This window comes from Bdellovibrio svalbardensis (genome assembly GCF_029531655.1).
Lineage (GTDB): Bacteria > Bdellovibrionota > Bdellovibrionia > Bdellovibrionales > Bdellovibrionaceae > Bdellovibrio > Bdellovibrio svalbardensis.
The window spans coordinates 354,804-377,060 of record NZ_JANRMI010000002.1 but is presented as its reverse complement, the minus strand read 5'-3'; the positions used below and the strand labels follow the sequence as shown (position 1 = coordinate 377,060).

General features: G+C 46.4%; 21 protein-coding genes. 13 read left to right on the top strand and 8 right to left on the bottom strand.

The features are described 5' to 3' along the window. The first annotated feature begins 3 nt into the window (after positions 1–3). Together NWE73_RS07100 and NWE73_RS07095 are read left to right on the top strand one after the other, a co-directional pair. Positions 4–1,416, top strand: coding sequence for a hypothetical protein (locus NWE73_RS07100; protein ID WP_277577603.1), 1,413 nt, complete (start codon positions 4–6; stop codon positions 1,414–1,416). A gap of 7 nt (positions 1,417–1,423) precedes the next feature. Then, complete coding sequence (locus NWE73_RS07095) at positions 1,424–2,680, top strand: hypothetical protein (RefSeq protein ID WP_277577602.1); 1,257 nt, start codon at positions 1,424–1,426, stop codon at positions 2,678–2,680. 81 nt (positions 2,681–2,761) lie between these two features. Here the strand turns inward: NWE73_RS07095 and NWE73_RS07090 are convergent, their stop codons facing one another. Beyond that, the gene (locus NWE73_RS07090) at positions 2,762–3,205 is read right to left on the bottom strand and encodes a hypothetical protein (RefSeq protein ID WP_277577601.1); all 444 of its coding nucleotides are present in this window, start codon (positions 3,203–3,205) and stop codon (positions 2,762–2,764) included. 200 nt (positions 3,206–3,405) lie between these two features. Continuing rightward, complete coding sequence (locus NWE73_RS07085; protein ID WP_277577600.1) at positions 3,406–4,437, bottom strand: SurA N-terminal domain-containing protein; 1,032 nt, start codon at positions 4,435–4,437, stop codon at positions 3,406–3,408. 202 nt (positions 4,438–4,639) lie between these two features. Between NWE73_RS07085 and mreC the strand changes: the two genes are divergently transcribed. From mreC to NWE73_RS07045, 8 genes are all read left to right on the top strand, one after another. Then, on the top strand, positions 4,640–5,692 hold the full coding sequence (mreC, locus tag NWE73_RS07080) for a rod shape-determining protein MreC (protein ID WP_277577599.1): 1,053 nt from the start codon (positions 4,640–4,642) through the stop codon (positions 5,690–5,692). Further along, the gene (locus NWE73_RS07075; RefSeq protein ID WP_277577598.1) at positions 5,689–6,225 is read left to right on the top strand and encodes a hypothetical protein; all 537 of its coding nucleotides are present in this window, start codon (positions 5,689–5,691) and stop codon (positions 6,223–6,225) included. The genes mreC and NWE73_RS07075 overlap by 4 nt, the downstream gene beginning before the upstream one ends. Further along, entirely contained in the window at positions 6,222–8,219 is a 1,998-nt protein-coding gene (gene mrdA / locus NWE73_RS07070) for a penicillin-binding protein 2 (protein ID WP_277577597.1), read from the top strand. Before NWE73_RS07075 ends, mrdA begins: the two co-directional genes overlap by 4 nt. Next, complete coding sequence (gene rodA / locus NWE73_RS07065) at positions 8,219–9,343, top strand: rod shape-determining protein RodA (protein WP_277577596.1); 1,125 nt, start codon at positions 8,219–8,221, stop codon at positions 9,341–9,343. The genes mrdA and rodA overlap by 1 nt, the downstream gene beginning before the upstream one ends. Positions 9,344–9,476: 133 nt before the next feature. Further along, on the top strand, positions 9,477–10,475 hold the full coding sequence (locus tag NWE73_RS07060) for an HD-GYP domain-containing protein (protein WP_277577595.1): 999 nt from the start codon (positions 9,477–9,479) through the stop codon (positions 10,473–10,475). 282 nt (positions 10,476–10,757) lie between these two features. Next, entirely contained in the window at positions 10,758–11,480 is a 723-nt protein-coding gene (locus NWE73_RS07055; protein ID WP_277577594.1) for a lytic transglycosylase domain-containing protein, read from the top strand. 219 nt (positions 11,481–11,699) lie between these two features. Next, positions 11,700–12,383 carry a hypothetical protein gene (locus NWE73_RS07050; RefSeq protein WP_277577593.1) on the top strand — a complete coding sequence of 228 codons (684 nt, stop codon included), beginning with the start codon at positions 11,700–11,702 and terminating at the stop codon, positions 12,381–12,383. Positions 12,384–12,404: 21 nt separating this feature from the next. Then, positions 12,405–13,052: an iron-containing redox enzyme family protein gene (locus NWE73_RS07045; RefSeq protein ID WP_277577592.1), complete on the top strand. Its 648-nt coding sequence runs from the start codon at positions 12,405–12,407 to the stop codon at positions 13,050–13,052. Positions 13,053–13,080: 28 nt separating this feature from the next. Here the strand turns inward: NWE73_RS07045 and NWE73_RS07040 are convergent, their stop codons facing one another. From NWE73_RS07040 to NWE73_RS07030, 3 genes are all read right to left on the bottom strand, one after another. Then, entirely contained in the window at positions 13,081–13,761 is a 681-nt protein-coding gene (locus NWE73_RS07040; RefSeq protein WP_277577591.1) for a hypothetical protein, read from the bottom strand. A gap of 241 nt (positions 13,762–14,002) precedes the next feature. Further along, positions 14,003–14,329: a thioredoxin gene (gene trxA / locus NWE73_RS07035; protein ID WP_277577590.1), complete on the bottom strand. Its 327-nt coding sequence runs from the start codon at positions 14,327–14,329 to the stop codon at positions 14,003–14,005. Positions 14,330–14,456: 127 nt separating this feature from the next. Further along, on the bottom strand, positions 14,457–15,488 hold the full coding sequence (locus tag NWE73_RS07030) for an ANTAR domain-containing protein (RefSeq protein ID WP_277577589.1): 1,032 nt from the start codon (positions 15,486–15,488) through the stop codon (positions 14,457–14,459). 131 nt (positions 15,489–15,619) lie between these two features. Here NWE73_RS07030 and lptF point away from each other — a divergent pair, with 131 nt between their 5' ends. Next, complete coding sequence (gene lptF / locus NWE73_RS07025) at positions 15,620–16,726, top strand: LPS export ABC transporter permease LptF (RefSeq protein WP_277577588.1); 1,107 nt, start codon at positions 15,620–15,622, stop codon at positions 16,724–16,726. A 225-nt stretch (positions 16,727–16,951) separates the two neighbouring features. Here lptF and NWE73_RS07020 read toward each other — a convergent pair whose 3' ends face one another. From NWE73_RS07020 to NWE73_RS07010, 3 genes are all read right to left on the bottom strand, one after another. Further along, a complete protein-coding gene (locus NWE73_RS07020; RefSeq protein ID WP_277577587.1) occupies positions 16,952–17,935 on the bottom strand; it encodes a DNA-processing protein DprA in 984 nt (327 codons plus the stop codon). Position 17,936: 1 nt separating this feature from the next. Next, positions 17,937–19,565: a LysM peptidoglycan-binding domain-containing protein gene (locus tag NWE73_RS07015; RefSeq protein ID WP_277577586.1), complete on the bottom strand. Its 1,629-nt coding sequence runs from the start codon at positions 19,563–19,565 to the stop codon at positions 17,937–17,939. Between the two features lie 82 nt (positions 19,566–19,647). Further along, positions 19,648–20,196 carry a tetratricopeptide repeat protein gene (locus NWE73_RS07010; RefSeq protein ID WP_277577585.1) on the bottom strand — a complete coding sequence of 183 codons (549 nt, stop codon included), beginning with the start codon at positions 20,194–20,196 and terminating at the stop codon, positions 19,648–19,650. A 315-nt stretch (positions 20,197–20,511) separates the two neighbouring features. Between NWE73_RS07010 and NWE73_RS07005 the strand changes: the two genes are divergently transcribed. Beyond that, positions 20,512–21,417, top strand: coding sequence for a ComEC/Rec2 family competence protein (locus tag NWE73_RS07005; RefSeq protein ID WP_277577584.1), 906 nt, complete (start codon positions 20,512–20,514; stop codon positions 21,415–21,417). Continuing rightward, positions 21,414–22,169, top strand: coding sequence for a ComEC/Rec2 family competence protein (locus NWE73_RS07000; protein WP_277577583.1), 756 nt, complete (start codon positions 21,414–21,416; stop codon positions 22,167–22,169). The genes NWE73_RS07005 and NWE73_RS07000 overlap by 4 nt, the downstream gene beginning before the upstream one ends. The last annotated feature ends 88 nt before the right edge of the window (positions 22,170–22,257 follow it).

Here is a 22,257-nt window from a genome sequence, read left to right as displayed (position 1 = left end):
ACTATGAAGAACGACAAACTGAAATCCATCATTGAAAACAAGGATAATCCCGCAGGTCTTCGTTTGTCTCGTCGCGAACTGCTGGAAGTGGGCCTTCTGAGTTTTGCGACACGCGTGGCCTTGCCCGGCGCTGTGACTTCTATTTTGACTATGACTGAAAAAGCCCTCGCGGCCGACACCACTCCCATGATGCCTTTTGTGACTTTAAGCCTCAGTGGTGGAGCGGCTTTGCATGGAAACTTTGTCGTTAAAAATTCCGGTGGTGACCTATTGAGTTCATACTCAAAGCTGGGGCTTGGCAAAGCCGGCTTTGATATCACTCGGGTGATGGGCGCTGACTTCGCTTCTTCCTCGCAGTTTCATAAGGGCGTGATGTCCGTTGCTTCGGCGAATGCTTTGAGCAAAGCGCGGCTCGCGGCTCTTTGCACCAATACCGCCAACGACACCAATGCACTTGCGGCGTCGCGACCTTTCTATGACCTCTCTGGTCCGCTGGAAAAGGCAGGCTTGGTCGGCAGCATTTTACCAGGAGTTCACTTCGGCTCGGCCAGTGAAAATCTGCGCACCGTCTTCAGTGCTCCAAATACCACTCTTAATATCGCTACACTCTCGGATCTTTTTGCGGCTTTGAACTACTCCAGTGCCCTTGTCGATGGAGGCTTGTTGAGCAAACAGCAAAAGGGGCTTTTAAGTTCCTTTGTTGCAAAAATGACGACGGCTCAAGCTGCGAAACTCAACAGCAGCAAAGATGGCGTAAAAGTTGCTTTGCAAGAGGCTGGGATCAAATCCAGTGATATTATCGCTGCAGGTGGCGCTTCTGGCGTCGATTCCCGCAAAAATGCGGCGGTTCAGGCCGTCTATGGAATCAACGAAACCACCGCCCTCAATAATATTGAGTCTATGACTTCAGGGGTTGTCTACAACGCCTTGAAAGGCAATATTGCGCACGGACGCATCACTCTTGGGGGCTATGATTACCATGCTCCGGGACTGCGCTCTGCTGCTGACGCCAAAGACTTCGCAGCCGGTGTCCACGTTGGGAAGATGATTGAGCTTGCTCACCGATTGCAAAAACCTTTATTCATCCTTATCACCACAGACGGTGCCTGCGTGTCTGAGACTTCAGATTCTTCAGCAAGCATCTGGTCAAGTGACTACAGCTCTTCTGTGCAGCTGATTATTTCCTATGACCCTACTGGTAAGATCAAAGCCAGCGGAACTCAGATCGGACACTACCTTGATGATCAAAGCGTGGATACAACCACTTTGGTGGGCACCCGCCCCGATTATGTTGCCGCGGCCATCCTCGCAAATTATTTGAATTTGAATAATAAAATGGGTCTGTTTAAACAATTAGCCCCAGCGACCTTACAGTCAGACGATGTCGAAAAAGTAGTTAAACTGCACGCTGCCTAAGGGAAATATGATGAACAAGAAGAACCAATATAAAATTATAGGACTGACCTCAGGAACTTTGGTGCTTTTGTTGTGCTTTCAAAACTGCAGCACAGGCCTGGGTGAGGGCTTTGCTATTTCAAGCTCTTCAACTGAAGCCAGATTGGAAACTCCCAGCAGCGGCACGGGATCCACAACTCCGACCGACACATCTTCTGGGAATGAAAGCACTGGAGACATCTGCGAAGATCAGATCTATGCGAAGTTTGGTTCTGGATATTATGTCTTTCTTAGAAAAAACTGCGCGGGTTGCCACAATGGGGAACATGAAGCTCCAGCTTTTGCCTCTGCCAATCAGTATATGTCGTATCAAATTTTTAAAGATAAGGGTTACATTGCGATCTCTAATAATGCTGTAAACCAAAATCATAACTACCCTGCGACAGGGCCACAGAACAACGGAGCTATTTCAAGTTTAAAAGCAGAGTGGGAAACCGCTCTGACAGATTGGGCTAGCTGTAAAGGCACCGACACCGTCGACAAATCTGTAGTGACTTCTTATATCACCAATCCCGCCATTATTGCGAACAAGGACAATGCAGCTATCTGGAGTAAGCTCACTTGGAACTTTACATCCACAATGCCAGCCAAAAGCACCACCTATCCTCTTGAGCTTTCTTTAGAAGCCCAAGTCGCAAAAGTGGGCGGCAACACTGTAGGCTACGCCATTCGCAACCCGAATATCAAACTGACTTCGGGAACTGCCAAATATCGCGTGAAAGGCTTGTTCTTTTATCTGAATGATAAAATGATAGATGCGGCCACCACGTATAGAAACATCAATGCAGTGGTTTGTCCGAACACACCATTGAATCTGGCTCCGGTAGGCAATGCGCAGCTTTTAGTCCAAGCCATGCAAAAAAATACCGATAAGTTTGCCGTGCAATTCACTTCCATCGAAAAAGTGGACGCCTCGACAACTTGCGGGACCGGGTCGACCGATGTCGTCGTGGTCGATACAACCCCTGCGACCGTTTCCTTCGCGCAGTTGGTTTCATCTGATGCAAAACTAGGTGTCTTTAAAAATCAATGCTTCAGCTGCCACACAGGATCCAGCGCTCGTGCCGGTTTAGATCTGAGCGACTACGCTCAGTCCAAGGCAAAAGCTGCCAAAATCCTGACTCGCATCAATGACTCCAGCAATCCGATGCCGACATCGGGAATGATGTCCTCATCAATGCGCTCGATTGTTGAGAAGTGGGTTTCGACAGGAACCCCTCAATAGCAAATTTCGAAGGCCGCTTTTACGAATTATGTCTTTGTTTTTAATGCGCCGAGTGAAGCAAAAGGTGCCTGGCACCTTTTGCTAAACAGTGACCTTAAAGTTTTGGCTGAGATTGTGAACCGTCACAGCATCAAGCAGGCTGCCACTTTCTACTTTATGACCTTTAAGTTGAGACAACTTCCTACAGAGCTCCTCAAGATTGCTTGCCCGTAGTTCTTTCAAGAGGACGTCGCCCAAGCTGGCAAATTCGAAATCACAACCAACGAGCCGGCGCCACTGTAGCTCGATCTTGAACAGTTCAAATTTAGCAGGATCTGCTAGGAAGGCCTCGTGGTAATAGAAATGCTTTAATGTCATCTCCTCCACGCCTTGTGGCACGCACCAAGAAAAGGCCCAGCCGCGATGCTCCCTAAATTCCAAACTCACCAATTGAGTCCCATCGCTCTGAGCTTGCTGAGAAAGATTCAATCGAGCTGACGCCAAGATTTCAGCGCAAACTTGATTCAAGCTTTCGGAGCTAAGCACAAAACATTTTCTCTCAAGATCCGCCTTTAAACCGGCAAGCCACCGGTCTATCAGGGGCAAATTTGCCGACATGCCCGTTAAAGGGTTTATCTCTTTAGTAAACCCTGCTGACACATAAAACAAAAAGCCCCGTCTTTCAGACGAGGCCTCTTGAATTACTATTCGCAGTGGAATTTCACGAACGAATTGCAACATGATAACTACTGCAATGCTTGAGCATTCATAGTGACATGGGATTTTGCACGGAACTGATTGATCCATGCCTCAAACAGACCGTCTGCGCGACGTTTTTGCATCATTTCCGCAGTCATCGGTTCGATCGCTTTGGCTTCCTCGATCTTCGTTTCTTTCAACTTAAGAACATACTTAATAGCGCCATCGCGAACAACGCGCTTCAAAAGAGGTTGAGCTTTAGAAAGTTCAAACACCGCGTCAGTGGCAACCGCGCTGGTGATTTTTGGGAAGTTTTCAGAACCCAACTCAACAAAGCCAGTTTCTTCCCAAGTCGCTTTCAATTCTTTCAATTGAACGTTAGCAGCAGCTTCATCACCTTTTGCAAGGGCTGCATCCAATGCTTGAATCGCCACTTCCGCTTTTTCTTTTGTCATTACTTTAGAAAGAGCTTCTTGATCGATTTTCACGAAAAGCACGTTGATTTTCGTGCTGCGAAGTTCATGCAACTTCTTAAGTTCAACTGCTGATGGTTGCCCCACAAGTTCAAACAAATGACGGATACGAACATTGGCGATATCTTTACGCACCTTGTTTTCGAAGTCCCCAGCTGAAGAATGAGTTTGCTCTAGGTAACGAGCATAAAACTCTCTTTGGAATTGTCCGTTTTGTTGAAAGAACGGAATGTCTTTCACGATAAAATCACGAACTTCTGCGTCAGTCGCCAAAATGCCTTCGCTTTGTGCAGCTTGAGAAACCAACTCGTTACGAACGAGGTTTTCAAGAGCTTGTTGACGAAGCAGTTGACGCTGAGAGCTAAAATCCATCGATGAACCGAAGAGATTTTGGTAATACTGCTGAACGCGGTTTTCTTCCTGCTGGAAGTCTGCAATTGAGATCAAAGAGTTGTTCACGCGTGCTACTGAACCCACTCCTGCTCCGAGTTTGCCAGGCAAACCGAAAAATACGAAAACAAGAATGATAGCTCCGAAGAGAATCATCGCTGTCGCATTCTTAGCAGAAAGCTTTCTCTTCATTTTGTCAGCCATAGTGTCGCTCATAATAAGTTCCTTCCTTAAACAAACCATCGTAAAACTGGCGAAAATCCCTAAACGTTCCCCCACTTTTGCTGCGGTTCTGAAACCTGCGCCACTGGGAGAGCAGCCATTACCTAACGAATTCTTCATTTTTTCAAGTGGAAATTGTTGAATTAATTAAGTCTTTTGAATAGCGTTCTATTTGAACAGCTTAGGTAGGTGACATTTGAACTTTTTCAACTTTGATCTCAAGAAACTCGTGCTCATTGGAATTGTGCTGGCTTTGCCACTCCTTTCCATCAACATGCAGCAAAGACCGCAAGAGTCGCACTGGCTCGTCAAACCTTTCAGCCTTCTGGGCAGCACTGTGGCCGAAACATTCTACAGCTTCAGCCACGGAGTCAAAGGTACAACAGCAATGTACTTGGACTTGATCAACATTAAAAAACAGAGCGAAAGCTTGCATAGCACTAACAATGAGCTGCAATCCCGCCTCGAAAAGATGAACGAGCTGCTTCTGGAAAATGACCGCCTTCGCGATCTTTTGAACTTCAAGCAACAAACTAAGATGGCGATGACCTCGGCTCAAGTCATCGGCCGCGATCTCGTGATCGACCACAATACGATCACCATCAATAAAGGAACTAGCGACGGCATCAAACCTGGCCAGGCTGTCATCACCACGGGTGGTGTGCTTGGATATATCTTTAAACCAGAACCCTTCACCTCACATGTCATGCTGATCACGGATCGTTATGCTGTTGTTGACGGTATCGTTCAAAGAACCCGTGCACACGGTATCGTTGAAGGAAAAAGCCAAAACGGTTGCGCTTTGAAATATGTGGAAAGAACAGAAGATGTGAAAGAGGGCGACCTTGTTGTCACCGGCGGCCTCGATAATATCTTTCCAAAAGGTTTCCCTGTCGCGATTGTCGAAAGTGTTGAAAGAAAAACCTTCAGTGTTTCTTTGAAGGTAGAGCTTCGCCCGGTTGTTGATCCCTACAAAGTTGAAGAAGTTTTCGTTGTCCTCGATGCTGCCAAAGAAGATCTTGGCGATAAATACGCTCCTCAAACAGCAACACCAGCACCTGAAGGTGCAGCCGGTGCGACACCTGCTCCGTCTGTAACTGTTCCTGCGGCGACTCCAGCACCAGTGGCTCCAGCTGCTGCGGTAGCAAAACCTGCAACGGCAACTGCTCCAGCAGCGGCTCCTAAGGCTGCGGCAAAACCTGCTGCAAAGCCAGCGACAGAAAATAAAGCTCAGGAGAAACAACAGTGAAATTGCGCTGGTCAATCCTGCTAAATTTTTTGATTATTGTCGCCGTACTTCTTGCAGTCGCCGGCTTCCAAACAACTTTTTGGTTCCAAGTTTTCGGCAATGTTCCAGCTCCGCTACTATGGCTGAATCTGATCGTATATGTGACGCTTTATCGTAAACCCTTCCCGGCAATCTTCACGATTTACGCAATGGGCTTCATTCTTCTCACATTCACGGCGATGCCTTTGAAAATGATGTGGATCAGTTTGCTGATTCTCTTCACTTTGGTCTATTTAATCAAAAGTCGCGTCTTTTGGTCCGGCTCTGGTTACTATACAATCATGTGTGGATTCTCTGCCGTGGCCTATCACCTGATTTACTTCTTTTCTTCGATGGTGCTAGAGAAAAACCCTGCGAGTTTCGAGATTGTCGACCGCCTTGTACAAATTATTTTGACACCTTCTTTTGCATTTCCGATGTACTGGATCCTCGCCAAACTCGACAAAGTCACTCAAGACGAACTCATGCATGAGCCCGGAGGATTGGAGCTATGAGTACATACGTTAGTAATCCGGACGAAGCAAAAGAGTATCAAAACCGATACCGCATGTTCTACATTATGATTGCAATCACCTTCAGCATCTTCTCGATGCGTTTGTGGTATTTGCAAATCATCTCAGGAAATGAACTTCGTGAGTTCTCTGAGAAGAATCGTATCAAACAAAATAAAATCGCGGCACCCCGCGGCCTGATGTTGGACCGCGACGGTAAAGTCCTGGTTGAAAACTTGCCAGGCTTTGAAGCTATTTTGACTCCTCAATATATTGAGGACTTGAATGATCTCGCTAAAGCTGTCGGCCCAATCCTGGGAATGGACGCTGATAAAGTTGTTCAAAAAGTTCAAAAGAGCCGCAAACAAAACGGGCCGTTCGCGCAAATTCGCTTGAAAGAGAATTTAAGCCGCGAAGAGGTTTTCCGTTTAAAACGCATGCGCCTGGACACCCCGGGACTTGAGATTCGCGAATCTATCGTGCGCTACTACCCGCTTCGTGAAAATGGCGCGCAGTTGTTCGGCTATGTCAGCGAAATTTCAAAACGTCAGATTCCAGTATTGAATGACCTTTATAAAGGATCCTTGAAGTTCGATCAGGGTGACATTATCGGTAAATCCGGCCTGGAAGAAACTCTCGAGCGCGACATTCGCGGGACTGACGGGATCAGCTTTATTCAAGTCGATGCCCATGGTCGTGAGGCTGTGACTCAGACTCCGAATATTTACGGCGAACAGATTAAGGATCAAATTGCGGTTCACGGAAATAACGCCGTTTTGACTATCGACCGTGATCTTCAAGAAGCTGCACATGCGGCCTTTACCAAAACCGGCGTCGATGCCCGCGGTCACATTGGTGCGATCTTCGCGATGAAAACAAACGGCGAAGTTTTAGCCTGGGTGAGCACTCCGTCTTTTGACCCGAATGAGTTCTCAACCGGCATCACGCCAACAACCTGGTCGAAATTGATCAATGATCCTTTCAAGCCTTTGCGCAATAAGATCATTCAAGATCACTCGGCACCAGGATCCACTTTCAAACCGTTGGTGGCCGTAGCGGCCTTGGGTGAAAAAGTCATCACACCGACGACCATCGTGGCCGCTCCGGGCGTGTTCTTCTTCGGTCGCCGTCCTTACCATGACTCTTTAAAACAAGGTCACGGTAATATCACGGTCTTCCAGGCTATCGAACAAAGTTCGAATGTCTTCTTCTATAAGATGGGTATCGCCTTGGGAGTGGATAAAATGTATGACTACATCCACAACCTGGGAATCGGTCAAAAAACCGGCATCGAACTTTCTCGTGAAGTCTCCGGTATCATGCCGAATTCTGCATGGAAAAAAGCGACCGTGGGTGAAGAGTGGCAAGCTGGTGAAAACTTAAGTACCGCCATCGGCCAAGGCTTCGTTACTGTGACTCCCATTACAATGGCAATTGCCTACAACGCGATTGCGACTGAAGGAAAGGTTGTGAAACCTTTTGTGATCCGCAAAATTTTGGATCAAGACGGAAAAGTCCTGCGCGAAAACTTCCCACAAGTGGTGCGTGATTTACAGCAAACACAACCCAACGGTGTAAAGATCTCTCCAGAAACTTTCAAAGTGGTTAAAGAAGGCATGCGCCTGGTGGCCAATGGTCAGCGCGGAACGGCTCGCTACTGGAAAGTTCCAGGAGTTGAGTTTGCCGGTAAAACCGGTACCGCTCAGGTTATGGGCTTCTCTGCAGACCAGATTTATGCAAGCTGTACTTCGCGTCCAATGCATATGCGACATCATGGTTGGTTCGTCTCCTATGCTCCGGCCGACAACCCAGAGATCGTTATTGCGATTCTTGCGGAACACTCCTGCCATGGTAATACCGGGGCCGTACCAATAGCGCGTGATATCTATCAAGCTTACTTTGAAAAGTATCATCCAGAAATCATCGCCGAAGCTCTTAAGAACAAAGGCGTAAAAAAGGCTAAAGCGGAAGCTGCCGCGACAAGCGAGGGCGAATAATGTTTAACTCACTTCATGTTGAAGAAAGAACCCTCTTCAAAAAATTAGATATCAATTTGATCGTCGTGATCCTGGCGCTGAATGTGATTGGCTTGATCAATCTGTACAGTGCCACTCACGGCCCCACTTCTGCTGAGGTTTCAGGTTTGTTTATATCTCAGATCATGTGGCTGGTTGTTGGCTGGACCGTTTTTCTAGTCACAACTTTGCTCGATTACAGCATTGTCAATCGCATCGCGATTGCAATTTACGTTCTTAATTTGGGTGCGATTGTCTACACCACATTCTTTGGTAAGGTGGCTTTGGGCGCGCAACGCTGGATCGATCTGGGCTTCTTCCGCTACCAACCATCAGAAACAATGAAGCTGGCCTTGATCATGATGATGGCAAAAATCCTGGCAAACAGAAACACCTTCGGAAGCGGCATGGGCTTTAAGGAAATGTTCACGCCACTTTTGGCTTTGGGCATTCCTTTTGTCTTCGTCGTAGAGCAACCTGACTTGGGAACTGCGATGATGTTGGCCGCCATCGGCGGATCGATGCTGTTGTTTGCAAAAGTAAAGAAATGGATCTTAGCCACTATCATCACTTTGGGCATCATCGCCCTCCCTGTGGCTTGGAAGTTCGTTCTTCATGATTACCAAAAAAATCGTATTTTGACTTTTATGTCACCAACCAATGATCCACGCGGAACGGGTTACAACAGCATCCAGTCTAAGATTGCGGTCGGATCAGGCAGATTCTTCGGAAAAGGCTTCATGAAGGGAACACAATCCCAACTTGAATTCCTTCCAGAACGTCACACAGACTTTATCTATTCTGTTCTAAGCGAAGAGCATGGTTTCGTCGGATCCGTAGCGGTCATGGGACTTTTCTGCTTCTTATTCCTGACTGGGATTCGCATCGCCACCAACGCCAGAGATAAATTTGGAGCTCTTCTGACGGTCGGTGTTCTCTGCTACGTCTTCTGGCATATGTTCGTGAATATGGGCATGGTTATCGGTCTTCTTCCAATCGTGGGTGTCCCACTGCCATTGCTGTCTTATGGGGGGTCGAGCATGCTCACCACTATGGCAGGTCTGGGACTGGTCTCCAGTGTCGCGTACCGAAGATACCTATTCTAAAGCTTGGCCAGACTTTGAAATTGAAAAAAAGCTTCGAGATTTCTCGAAGCTTTTTTTTGCCATAAGCACTCTCAAGCTCCCGCTCTTAGTCTGGATGCGTACAGAATATTGAAATTATTCCGATAGATCCCATATGTCCGAACAAAGCATTCTAAATATTGGCGATGATAAGTTAAAAGCAGTCTCTAAAGACTTTTTCTTTAATGGCATGCTGTTGCCGGTAAATGTTTATCTCAAGATTAAATCCAATCACTATTTGTTGATCGGGAAAAAAGGCGAAAAATCCGAGTTCGCACAACTTCACAGTTTTAAAAATGAAAAATCAGAAGTTTGCGTGATGTTTGAAGACCTCAGCACTTTAATGTCTTACATCACCCAACTTACCGGCAAGCTCATTGAACAAAAAAATGTTCCCGACTCTGTCAAAGTGAAATTTCTGGCGGGATTGACCGAAAGTGCTTTGGCCGACTTTGATGGCAAAAACTTTACTTCGCAGTTTCAATTGCAACAAACCTCAAAATTCCTTCTTTCCATGAAGGACTCGCTGCAAGACTTCGATCAAATCATGCTGCTCCTCTCTGAGATTCCCGAAGAGGAATCCAAGCACGCCATATTCACTTGTTTAATCGCTCTTTCAATTTGTGATGAGATGCAATCCACAACAAAGGCGGCCCGCGAAAAGGTCGCCTTGGGTTGCCTGCTCCACGATGTCGGCTATCGACATCTGCCTTCAGATCTTTTAAAGAAACCCAAGCATCAATGGACCTTTGAAGAAAATGCACTCTTTGAAAGCCATCCTCAGAAAGCCGTCGAAATGCTTCGAGACATCAAAGACATCTCCAACGATGTTTTGTTGATCATTATGGAGCATCACGAAAATGCTCAAGGCACTGGTTTCCCTAAAAAAATTCGCGACATCAAAATCAGCCCTCTTGGTCGCATTGTCGGCCTGGCCAATTACTTTGCAGAACTCCTCTTCAACCACAGCGGCAGCTCTGGCAAGACCTATACTGCTGATGAAGCGATCAAGTACATTGAAGACATTTTGGGACAACCCTTCAACAGACAAGCTTTTCTGGCTCTCAAAAACATCATCAACAAGAACTATCTGCAGGAAAAAAGTAAAAGCTAAGACCACGAATCCGGCGTTCGTAAGCACCTTAATCCAACTCGCATAAAAAAACTAAATCCCTCAAGATCAGCGCGTCTCAGAATGTCCGTCTCAAAGCGGGAATTCGTCCTGAAGTGATTAACTAACTATCAGTCATTGTCGACAGATTGGTTGACACCCCCCCTTGCCAACTGGAAAGGGTTGCTTCTCACGAGCGTTTCACTCTAGGAACTGATTGTTTTCAAGAGCTTAGCTCTTCGGCACGGCCCTTGAAGTATAGGTCTGTATCAGGAGGACGCGGATATGAAAACGAAACATCTCAAATCAACACTCGCTGTAGTTACCGCAACACTCACGTTGGTTCTTTTCAATAACTTCGATTTCTTTAGCTGGCACAAACCGGTGTCACCTTCCATTGAAGGCGTGAGCGAAGCTTCTCGCGTGTCACATGCTAAAGAACTATTGGGCCGTGGCTACTTTGGCAGCGACGCTCAAAAAATCGAAGGCCGCAAATCTTTGAACTATATGATCTACTCCAAAGTGCAGGCAAACCTGGCCCCACAATGGAAAGGACATGCACGCTCAATCACACGCACTGTGATCGCGGAAAGCGCTAAATACCACATGGATCCTGTGTTTGTTCTTGCTGTGATTAAAACTGAAAGCAAATTCAATCCATTGACAGTAGGTCGTTATGGCGAAATCGGTTTGATGCAAGTTAAGCCAGACACTGCTGAATGGATCGCTAAAAAATTTAAAATCGGCTGGAATGGTAAAAAGACTCTGCAAAATCCAGAGGCAAATATCAAAATCGGCTTGGCTTACATGAACTACTTGCGTACAAAATTCAACGGCAAATCTGTTCGCTACGTAAGCGCTTACAACATGGGGCCAGGCAACATGTTCCGCTTGATCGCGAAAAACGTGAAGCCGGTTGAGTACAATTCAAGAGTGATGAAGAACTACCATGCCTTCTACTCAAATCTTGCGGCTCGCTCAACAGTCACAACAGTTGCAGCGAACTAATTCCTAAGATCAAAAATGCAGAGGCGGCCTTATCGGCGAGCCTCTGCAAAACCTTCATATACCTTATATTGTTTATACGCTTTTATTCTCATTTCCGTTTCAAATTGCCCATTGCTCACTTGCAATCTTAGCAACATCCCATTTTGACTATCTTAAAAATAGAAAACTTTTGTTTAGTTTAAATCCGCCGATAATTGACCATCGAACAACAAAGGGGGAATGTTCATGTTCAATGTTCGCTACGTTTTGCTGAGTCCGCATTACACCAATGAAGAATCACGACGACTTCTGAATCTTGCCTACAAGTCTTGGAAAAACACCTTCAATCAAGTTCTCACTTCTGCTGGTGGCGAACTCGATCTTGATGATTTTTTTCGTTACGACATGATTGGCGTACTCATGCAAGGCGACAATATCATCGGCTCTCACTATTACTCTCTGTTTGATTTGAAGTTGGATTGCTGCCAAGACCATCACTATATGGAAGATATCACGCCAGAGACTCGCGCCAAACTCATTGCGGAAAACAAGTCTCTGCTCTATTCCCTCGAATATACCAACATCACTCCTGAGTGGCGTAAGAGTTCTGCCAATATACGTTGGGTGGACGTGCTGATGGGCTGCGCCCTGAAGTGTTTGGATGAGACTCCGGCGAGTGGAATCATTGGTACTCCCCGCGTGGATATTAAGATGGATCAAACCTGCATTCGTATGGGTGGATACAACATCCAGGAACCAGTTAAAAAAATGAACTATGAATGCACCGTCGTCTTTTTGCCAAAACAGACTGTACGGAAATTTTATAGCGAAGAGATCCAACGCTGGGTCGATTCACTTTGGCAAAATCATGAGTCATTCCTGGCTCCGGTTGAAAACTCTAAACTTAACAAAAAAGCTGCTTAAACGTTCTTGAAAGGACCTACTATGTCTAAAATGTTGACCGCTGAATCTATTCTTGAGCTTTGCGACAAACCCACTAAAGCACTTCTCGAAGCGCCTTGGCATGACAAGGGCTTCTATGCTGAATGGCTCGCACAGACTGGCCATTTCGTAAAGCATTCGACTCGCCTCCTCACCCTGGCCGCCGCCCATTGTAACGAAGAACAAACGGCTTATCACAACCGTTTCATCCCACATGCTGCGGAAGAGAAAGGCCACGACAAGCTGGCCATTATGGACCTCAAAAACTTAAATCTTAATTTCAACGACTTCCCAGAAGCCGCTGCGACTCAATCATTGTATCAACCGCAGTACTATTGGATTCAGTTTAAAAGTCCGCTGGCATTCTTTGGTTATATTCTTTGCCTGGAAGTCATCGCTAAAAATGCAGGTCACTTCATTTGCGAAAAAACCACGAAAGAGTTTGGCCCCAAAGCCAGTCACTTTATTCGCGTCCACGCGGAGGAAGACGAAGGTCATGTTGAGGAAGCGATGAAAATGGTCGCCGGCATCACCGGTCCCGATGAACTTTATATCATGCAGTCTTTGGCTCAAGGATGCGACAATTACATCAAGATGCTGGAGTATTGCCGCAGTAAAGCCACGGCAACAAAATACAGAGCGGTTGGATAAACTTCCGAATTAGCTCTCTGGGTAAAAACTAATTCATAACAGAATTAGCTTCAATAACAACCATCATGGCCTCAGCCTTCTTATTCAACATAAGGGGGCTGAGCAGTTTTGCACGGTATCTGTTTGAAAGTCTATCAACAGACGCAAGCTCTTTCACCATATGCTCTCCGGTTTCAGAGAAAATATGTGTGTCAACCTCACCGTTGAAGATCTTTCCGCTTTCCTCAATAAGTTTCATGGTGATTTCTGCATCACGAGAAAACAAATTCCACCACTCCAAGGAGTAGAGCTCTTCAATGGAGTAAGAACAGAAATCATAGTAACGAAGGTTGCGATAAAGCTGACGGCTTTCATTGTTATAGATCTCAATGATGTCATCGTCCTTAATCAAAGAAAACAAATCAGACTTAGGCGAGTAGCCCAGCTTGCGCAAAGCTTTCCACGTAAACGACAAGTTGTCGCGCAGACTCTGACCCTCGGACATTTGCTCTTCACAAAGCTCCAGATAAAATTTGATGTTTTTGATGATGTCCAATTGTCGGTCAGAAGAAAGCTTCCCGAAGTGTGGCAAACCTTCGACGAAAGGACGCACGCGGATATTTTGAGTGCTGCAGATTGCAGATAGTTTCAGCGCCGAACGTTTGAACTCTTCATGAATAAGTTGCATTGACAACATTGAGTTCGAGATCTGCATAACATTAAAATCCACAAATACGTCCTTGAAGCTGTTGAATCACATATCCAGGACTATAGTTTCATTTTTTTCTGAGGAAAATCAAACGTTCAAATGAATTAGAGCTTAGATTACAGAAATTTTATTCTATCAAACTGCATTAACTTTAATCCTTGAAAAATAGAAAGGGGCCATTACGACCCCTTTCTATTTAAAAATAAAATTTTATTTACAGAACCTTAACAATTCTCTCTGCAATCTGCGGAGTGAAGGAAGGTTATGTGTTCTTCGCAAGGAAGTCTACGATAGCATCTTTAGGGTGGTTGCCCACAAGTTGTCCCACTTCGCTGCCGCCTTTGAAAAGCAACATCGCTGGAATACCGCGAATTCCATACTTACCTGGAGTGCCAGGATTTTCATCTACGTTTACTTTTACGATCTTAACTTTTGCACCCAACTCTTGAGCGACTTCTTCAAGTTTTGGAGCCAAAGCACGGCATGGTCCGCACCACTCTGCCCAGAAATCGACAAGCACTGGAGTTTGAGAATTAAGAACTTCTGCTTCAAAAGAACTGTCTGTAACTGCTTTTGTAAATGTGCCCATTACGGCCTCCGTCTATGACTAACTTAACACACTAGTTAAATATGAACACGGAAACCTTATAGGCAAGGTCCCAGGGGATCAATCTCTTTTTGCATGTGTTCGAGGGGCTGATGGGCCGCAAAAGAACCTAGTTCTTTTTAAAAAGCGCCTTGGTAAATTCTCTTCGCAACTTATCAAGTTCATTGATATTTTCGCTATCCCACTCCGCAGCAAGCCCCTTTTGGCGACGACGCGCCTCAACTCGGGTCACTGTGCTTTTTGGAGAGACTTTCACATCGCTTACAAGAGCCGAATACTTCTTCATTTTCCCAGCCAGCTTCTCTTGGGCCTTTTTAAGATCCAAAAGTGCGCTTTCAACTTCCGGGGTTGCTTGATCGCTAGGCAAATTGCCCGCAACTTCCACCCGCTCAACCTCTGGAGCCCCTCCGCCGAGAAGCTCGCGCTCCAAAGCCTTCAGGTCCACATCTGGAAAGGCAGGTTCTTCGCCGGCGCCACCGGAAGAGCTTTCTGAGCCGAAGCCCTCGCGATCCGCTGACTGCATGCGCTCACCGAATTTAAAGCGCATACTTTCTTTTTTATTCTCGATATTTAGATCAAAACCCTGCGATCCCTCTTGAGATTCATCAGAAGCAGATTCCAAGGCAAATGAGCCTTCTTTTTCAGCTGCTCCCGTCGACCCTTTGACGTAAATAGCCTCCTCGTCTGTACCGGCTTTGCCACCCACACTTGCTGAGCCCGCTCTTGGCGAACTATCCACATGCATGGATTTATTTAAGCGCTCCAACAAAAGAGACTCATCATGTCCCAAAAGCTTGGCTAGAACCTGCAAAACCCGCAGGGGGGCCACCGGAGCTTCAAGAATCATGTCGACACGAATTTTAATTAGATCTTGCGGAGACGGCTTAAAATTCGCCGGGAAAATAAGCACGGACTTGCCTGGCCAACGCGGCATTTCCTTCAAACGCTTTCCCACCCCTAAAGAACTCACCTTACCGCCACGGCCAGAGCCAATGACGACATCAGGATTGAAGGAAAGCAATTGCTCCGCCACGGCGTACTCGCTCGACAGACCAATGACGTCAAAACCCACTTTTTTCAAAGCGGACTCCACACTCATCAAATCTGCATAATCCTCGTACACCAAAAGAATCTTATTCATGTCACTATTGTCAGATAAGGACTGTTCAGCGTCAATAAGGCTTCTTCAAGCTTGTACTGGACATTGGGCGCGATGACTCTGGGAAATCCGCCATATACAATACCTCAGGATTCAGATTAAATTGGAGAGACATGTTCAGCATTTTTAATGGCAAAAAAGCCGCGCAGTACATTTTTTTTGAGATGCTTCCCAGTTTCATTCTTGGACTCTTCGTCTTCATTTCAATTATTCTCATGTTTCAAGTGCTTCGTCTGACTGAGTTCGCTCTGGTTCATGGCGTAGCCCTTAAAGTCATTGGCGAGATTATTGGCTATGTCGTGATTTCACTTCTGCCTGTTCTCTTCCCCATGGCGTTATTGTTTTCGGTTCTTTTGACCTACGGACGCCTCAGCCAGGATTCCGAAGTTGTCGCGATGAAAGCCAGCGGACTGAGCATGGGGACACTACTATTGCCCGCTCTGGTCTTAGCCCTCCTTGTTGGAGTCATTTCCGCACAGACATCTTTCATTATTGCACCCTGGGGCAATCGCCAGTTCGAGGTTTTATTCAGTCGCTTGGCCAACACCAAAGCAACTGCCGTTATCAAAGAAGGTACCTTTGCAGAAGGCTTCTTCGATATGGTCGTTTATGCAAATGAAGTAGATTCGAAAAAAGGGACTCTCAAAAAAGTCTTTATCTATGACGAAAAAAATGGCGAAGTTCCGCTTACGATCATTGCTAAAGATGGCTCTCTTCTTCCTGATCCGGATCGCCCAGGACAGGAAGTCTTGTTGCGCTTAAACAGCGGCGAAATCCATCGCCAGGCTAAAACACACACCAAGATCAGCTTCGACACTTACGACGTGCATTTTGCAGAACCTGAATACAACGAAGAGAAGGCAAAATCGCCGCAGTCATTGACCATTCAAGAAGTGGGCGAACGTCTCAAAGAAGATATCAAAGATCCAGAGCAACGCCGCATTCTTGAAACTGAAATGCACAAGCGGTGGGCCATCTCTGTCCTTTGCATCGTCTTTGCTTTGATCGGCGTGGGTTTGGGGACAACCACAAATCGCAGAGCTGCCAAAGCAGGTGGTATGATTCTTTGTATCGGATTGATTATTTTCTATTGGACTTTGTATGTCGCGGCCGAAGGCGCAGCAAGAAGTGGCGCTATTCCCGTTCCCATCGCAATTTGGGCTCCGAACTTTATCTTTGGCGCTTTAGGATTTGAATCTTTACGTAGAAACTGGAATTAAGATTTTCGACAGGACGTTGCTAAGGGCAGAGGCATCATTGATGATGTTTAGTCTAAAAAATTAGAGACGATGCAGTAGCGTCCTTACCACCACGGTCATCCTTGACCACATCGCCCCTCCCTTGAATCAAAGTTTAGGGGCAAGTGCCTGAGACTTGCAAAAGATTTTTTTAGAACATTTCATTTTTTTCGCAGCAATTTTGATATCTTACAGACACCACTAGCCCTAGTGTGGTAGATCACCCGAACCCCCAACCCCTACTGAGGCCATTTTTTCACTTATTAACTCAGAGTGAAAGAACATGGACAAATCTTGAGCATCCCTAACCATGACAGCCCCTTCACTTAACAAATCAAGTGATCCTCCAAAATGGGGATCTTGCGGATGTCCTGGAACGACCCAAACCGAACGCCCCAATTGCACGGCCTGATTGGCCGTGATCAAAGTTCCACTGCGCTTCCTTGCCTCAACCAAAAGCGTCGCGGCTCCTAGGGCCGCAATCAGTCGATTGCGATGATGAAAAAGATGTTTGTGCATCTTCTGCCCATAATCATACTCACTGAGCAAACACCCACCACCATCCAACACCGGATGAATCCACTCTTTCAGACTGTCGGGATACATCTCCCCCAAGCCTGATGGCAGCACCACCACGGTTGAACAATTCTTGCGAAGTGCCACTGCATGAGCTTTTTGATCCACACCTCGAGCACCCCCACTGACAATCAAGGGCTGTTCCTGTTCGCAGAACGCGGCAAGTTCCTTTTCCATCCAGCGCAAAGATTCATAACTGGGCTCTCGACTGCCCACCACGGAAAGACTTCTTTCCATCAGCCACACCGGCGACCCAAGAAAACTCAAAGTCAAAGGCGGATCTGCCATCATGTAACAACTGGGAGGATAAAGTTCTTCGCCGTAAACGACAAACTGAACACCTTCAAGTCGACGCTTCAAAGTTTCTTCTGCAATCTGCGCGAGCATCTTTTGACTGTCGTCTAAGGTGAAAAACATCACGGGCAAACACTCTTTAAACATTTTCAACAGGTTTTCGACGTTCAAACTGCCACATTTTCCTAAGCGAAAATAAAGCTGATGAACCTCATCGCGATGTTTTTTATAGAAGGGATGATTTTTAATAAGTTGGGAAAATGCAAATAGATCATTCATGAAACAAGAAGGCCTGCAAATCTGCAGGCCTTCTTGTTTCATCTTAAAGTGTTAGATCGGAGTCATCAGCTCCGCCATCCGGCGGTGTCGTTGAGGGCGCTGCTGCGGGAGCATTGTCGAGATCAAACTCCTTCTCGAGATCCTCACTGGGTGCCGCTGACGGCGCCGCATGCTGTTCAACGACTGGCGCGCTCTCTGGCGCATTCATCGCCTGCTTCACAACCTGCCCGACGTAATCCCCCTTGAGAATATCGTCACTGCTTCTGGCAATATAGGCCGTCGCAAAATTTGGGGTCGCTTTAACAATTTTCACAACGCCAATCTGACGGTCGTTCTGAATGGCATCCGTTTGACGATTGCGAACCGCCTCATCCGCGAAAATTCCAAAACTTTGTCCCTCTGCAAATCCTTGGCTGGTGCCGCCATCCAAGAAGATCAAACTGTTCGAGCCGAACAAAGTTCTGTTGTTACCGAACTGCCCGCCAATAATGCGTGCGCCAGCTCCCGACGAAATAGCCCCTGGCTTGGGATCAATCATTGGCAACTGCCCTGGGGTCAACAACGAGCCGACCTCAACCGGTTGAATGGCTTTTTTGACAATTGCGCGGTAAATATTTTTCTGTGGATGCACGCGTTCAAGCACTTCGATCTGTCCTTGAATTTCAACCATCTGTGCTTTGCGCCCCTTCTTACGAGGATCTTCAATTTGCGCAAGATTTTTCTGCACGATAAAGTCTTTGCCGCCTTCCTGATCTAGGCGCACATAGATATAAACAAACTCACCAGCGGACTTCAGATCCATCTCTGTCGCTGTGACAACTCCCACCCCGGAAACAGGTGTGTCGTCCAAGTAGTAGCCAAGATACTCCAGCCCCTGCGAAACACTTTTTGCTGGAACTTCAATTTCAACAGCAGATTTCTGATTCATGTCCACGCCAAAACGACGGGAAGGCAAGCTGCCCGGCAAAGCCTTTAATACTGGCGCCCCTTTGACCTTGTGTGCCGGAAGAGTCGTCACAACGGCAGTCTTCTCACCTACTTTGGAAGAATCAACAACAGCATCTTTATCAGCCTTCGTCGCTGCTAACTCCACAGTCGGAGCCTCATCCATGTTTCCCGCAAAAAAGCGAATTGACATGGAGGGGTCAATTTCATGAGGATTTCCGATTGCGCCATTATTGAATGACCAAATTTTTGGCCAGAAATTAGGATCCCCGAAGAAGGTAGTCGAGATATCCCAAAGGGTGTTTCCTTTTTGAACTTGATAAGTCTCTGCTTGTCGTTTGCCGACAGCTTTTTCCCAAGCCTCTACAGAGGTTGGTTGCTCGTTGTACTTCTTGTAAATGCGATTGAACTCCGCCTCGCGGGACATATCTGGCTCGTTGCCCATAGGAGACACAGGCATCGATGGAGCGGCTACAGCTTCTGGAGCTGGTGGCGGAATATCCGCAGGAACTTCAGTGTGAGCAGGTTCTGCTTTCGGCTCCGCACCAGCTTCTGGAATTTCTTTAAATTCCGGAACTGTCGGCTCGACGACTTCCTGTTGTTTCTTTGGCTCCAGAACATCTAAAGGATCTGCATCCCAAGTTGAATCTGGAGGAGCATCTTGAGCCTGCGCAACAAGAGCACAAAATATCATCGCCAATAAAACAGAGAACTTCTTGTTCTTCACTATTGTCTTCCTTAACTTAATTGTGGCCTAACTTGTCTACTTACTCTTTTCGCACGCCAAGGTCGTCGGAGTGCAGCCGCATTTAGTTCAACATCTTCAATTCTGCGTTTGCTCTGAAGGATTCAGGACTGCCTGGATACTTTGCGCGCACTTCAATCAAAGAGCGCTTCGCATACTCACCCAAGTTCATTTTTTTATAGGTCATTGCTTTAGCAAAAGTGGCAGCAGTCACTTTATCACTCTTAGGAAATTCCTTTTCAACTCTGCCGAAGTAGCGAATCGCTTCAGGATAATTGCTGTGATTCACCGCAAGTTTCCCTGCGAGATATAAAGCATTGTCGGCGTAAGAACTGTTAGGAAAGCGGCTCAGAAGGCTTTGCAAGCGACTCTTGAAAGCGATTTCATCATCAGCTTCATAAGCGCCCACCATTTCAGCATAGAGCTTCATATCACTTTCTTTAGAAACATCTTTACCCGTAAGCTCTACAAGCAGTTGCTGTTCTTTCAAATCCTTGTAAGATGCCTTCTGATTCATGTTAACTGACGGCTTCACCGAAGTCGCAGTGCGCGCATGTAATGCCAGTGGTAAGCTTAAAAATACAGTTGCTGCTAAAAGTCTAAGTTGCTTCATCTATGTACACCTCATGATCTTTCCTCAGTATGACACGCTTCGAGAAGTGCAAACAAGCAGGACTTATCCACATAAAATGTTGAGTTATTGTAATGCTAGACCTTAGACCTGTTTATTCTCAAGGGTTTCAGCGGATTGCCACCTCTTTAAGCACACCTTAAGCACATGATTTTAATGACTTATTTTAATTTTAAGCAGCAATTTTAAGCGCCCGAATTTCAGATCTTAAAATCCGACCCTAGGAGACGCAGGTAGCCCACGACAGACTATTTTAGAAAACATGACTGAACTGAAATTTGCTAAGTATCTGATTCCATGATCATTCTACTTTTTCTTGCATTAACCTTGAGCAATTCATTCTCACACTCATTGCTGAAAAATACGTCAGAAGTTGCGGCAATCTTTCACCAGAAATGTGTACAGACTCTGCCGACAGAGTCTGTAAATCGCAAAATTTTGTCATCACTTTTGTGTGGTGAAAATATCACAGACACAGAGCTTAAAGATAAGCTCATCAAGACTTCACTCATTCATATCTTTGTTATTTCCGGATCTCACTTAATTTTACTTGATGAGCTTTTGAGCATCTTAAGAATTCCAGTCTTTGTAAGATTTCTTTTTTTGAGCTTTTACTCTCTCGCAGTGGGATGGCAACCGCCCGCTGTTCGCGCACTTGTCGCCCTTGGCGCACGAATTTTATTTCAACGTTGGAGCTGGAAGTTTCCAGTGGATTTTGCGGTGCTGATTGCCGGCTGCATAACACTCGCACTTTTTCCAGAGTGGTGGAATTCGCTATCCTTGGTGATGAGCTGGTGCGCGGCACTGGCTTTGTGTTGGGTGTCGGTTTTGAAAGTTCGAAATAAATTTTCTGCCCTGTTGTTATCACAACTGGCGATTTTCTTATTTATGAGTGCGCCTCTGTGGGGACTGGGAGCTCTACATCCTTTGAGTCTGCTCTATAATCTTTTGCTGGCGCCTGTGGTCGCTTTTGTACTTTTGCCTTTGGCTTTTTTTGCAGTCCTCATCCACCCCCTGCTCACCGTCTTTGATTTCGTCATGAAGGGATTCGAAGCCATCTTAAAGTTCGCCGCAGAGCCGATCACAATAACCGCAGGAACGTCACCTTCGATAGGCTTGCTTTGGGGCTGGGTTTTTGCGTGGCATATCTTCTTTCATCTTCTACGTTTACGACTTTACCAGGGAAGGGATTTGTCCAGATGAAAAAGACTTTGGAATTGCTACTCAGCCAAAGACTGTTCATTGGCGTCGTTCTTTTAATCAGCTTAAGTGCGAGTCCATTGCGACGGGATTCACTTTCTAACTATATGGTGATCTGGAATGTTGGTCAGGGACAATGGGTGACAGCGGTGCGCGAGAAAGAATGCCTGCATTTCGATGTCGGTGGAGAGTTCTTTCCGTGGAAAAAGCTAAAGGCTTTATGCAAAGCCCGAGAAAATAAAATTTTCTTAAGTCACTGGGACTGGGACCACATTGGCGGCTTGGCTAAGTGGCCGAGCTGGTCGTCGTGCCTGGCTCTGCCTCCTTCAGGAAAAAGCAGCAAACGCAAAATGAAAATGCTTGAGCGCTTCTCTGGATGTGCGAATACTGAAAACGTTATTCAACAATGGTCACCTTCAAACATCAAATCCTTGAAGGACACCAACTCCGCCAGTCATGTTGTCGAATATCAGCAGTTTTTAATGCCCGGCGATTCCCCGCGCACACAGGAAAAAATATGGAGGACGAACTCCTGGATTGGAAAGGCCAGGGTTTTAGTTCTAGGCCACCACGGCAGCCGCACCAGCACATCGACAGAGCTCTTAGACAACCTCCCCCATCTCCAAATGGCGGTCGCCTCCGCCCGCTGGGCACGCTACCACCACCCCCACGCAGAAACAGAGAGCTTACTAAAGCAACATCACATTGCTCTGCTGCGAACAGAAGACTGGGGAAATTTGTGGTTTGAACTTTGACATGTCACCAAAGTGCCGCAAAAAAAACATACTGCAGAAGCAGCGCGACACCGGCGCCGAAGTACAAAGTGCCCCTTACCCCGTTTTT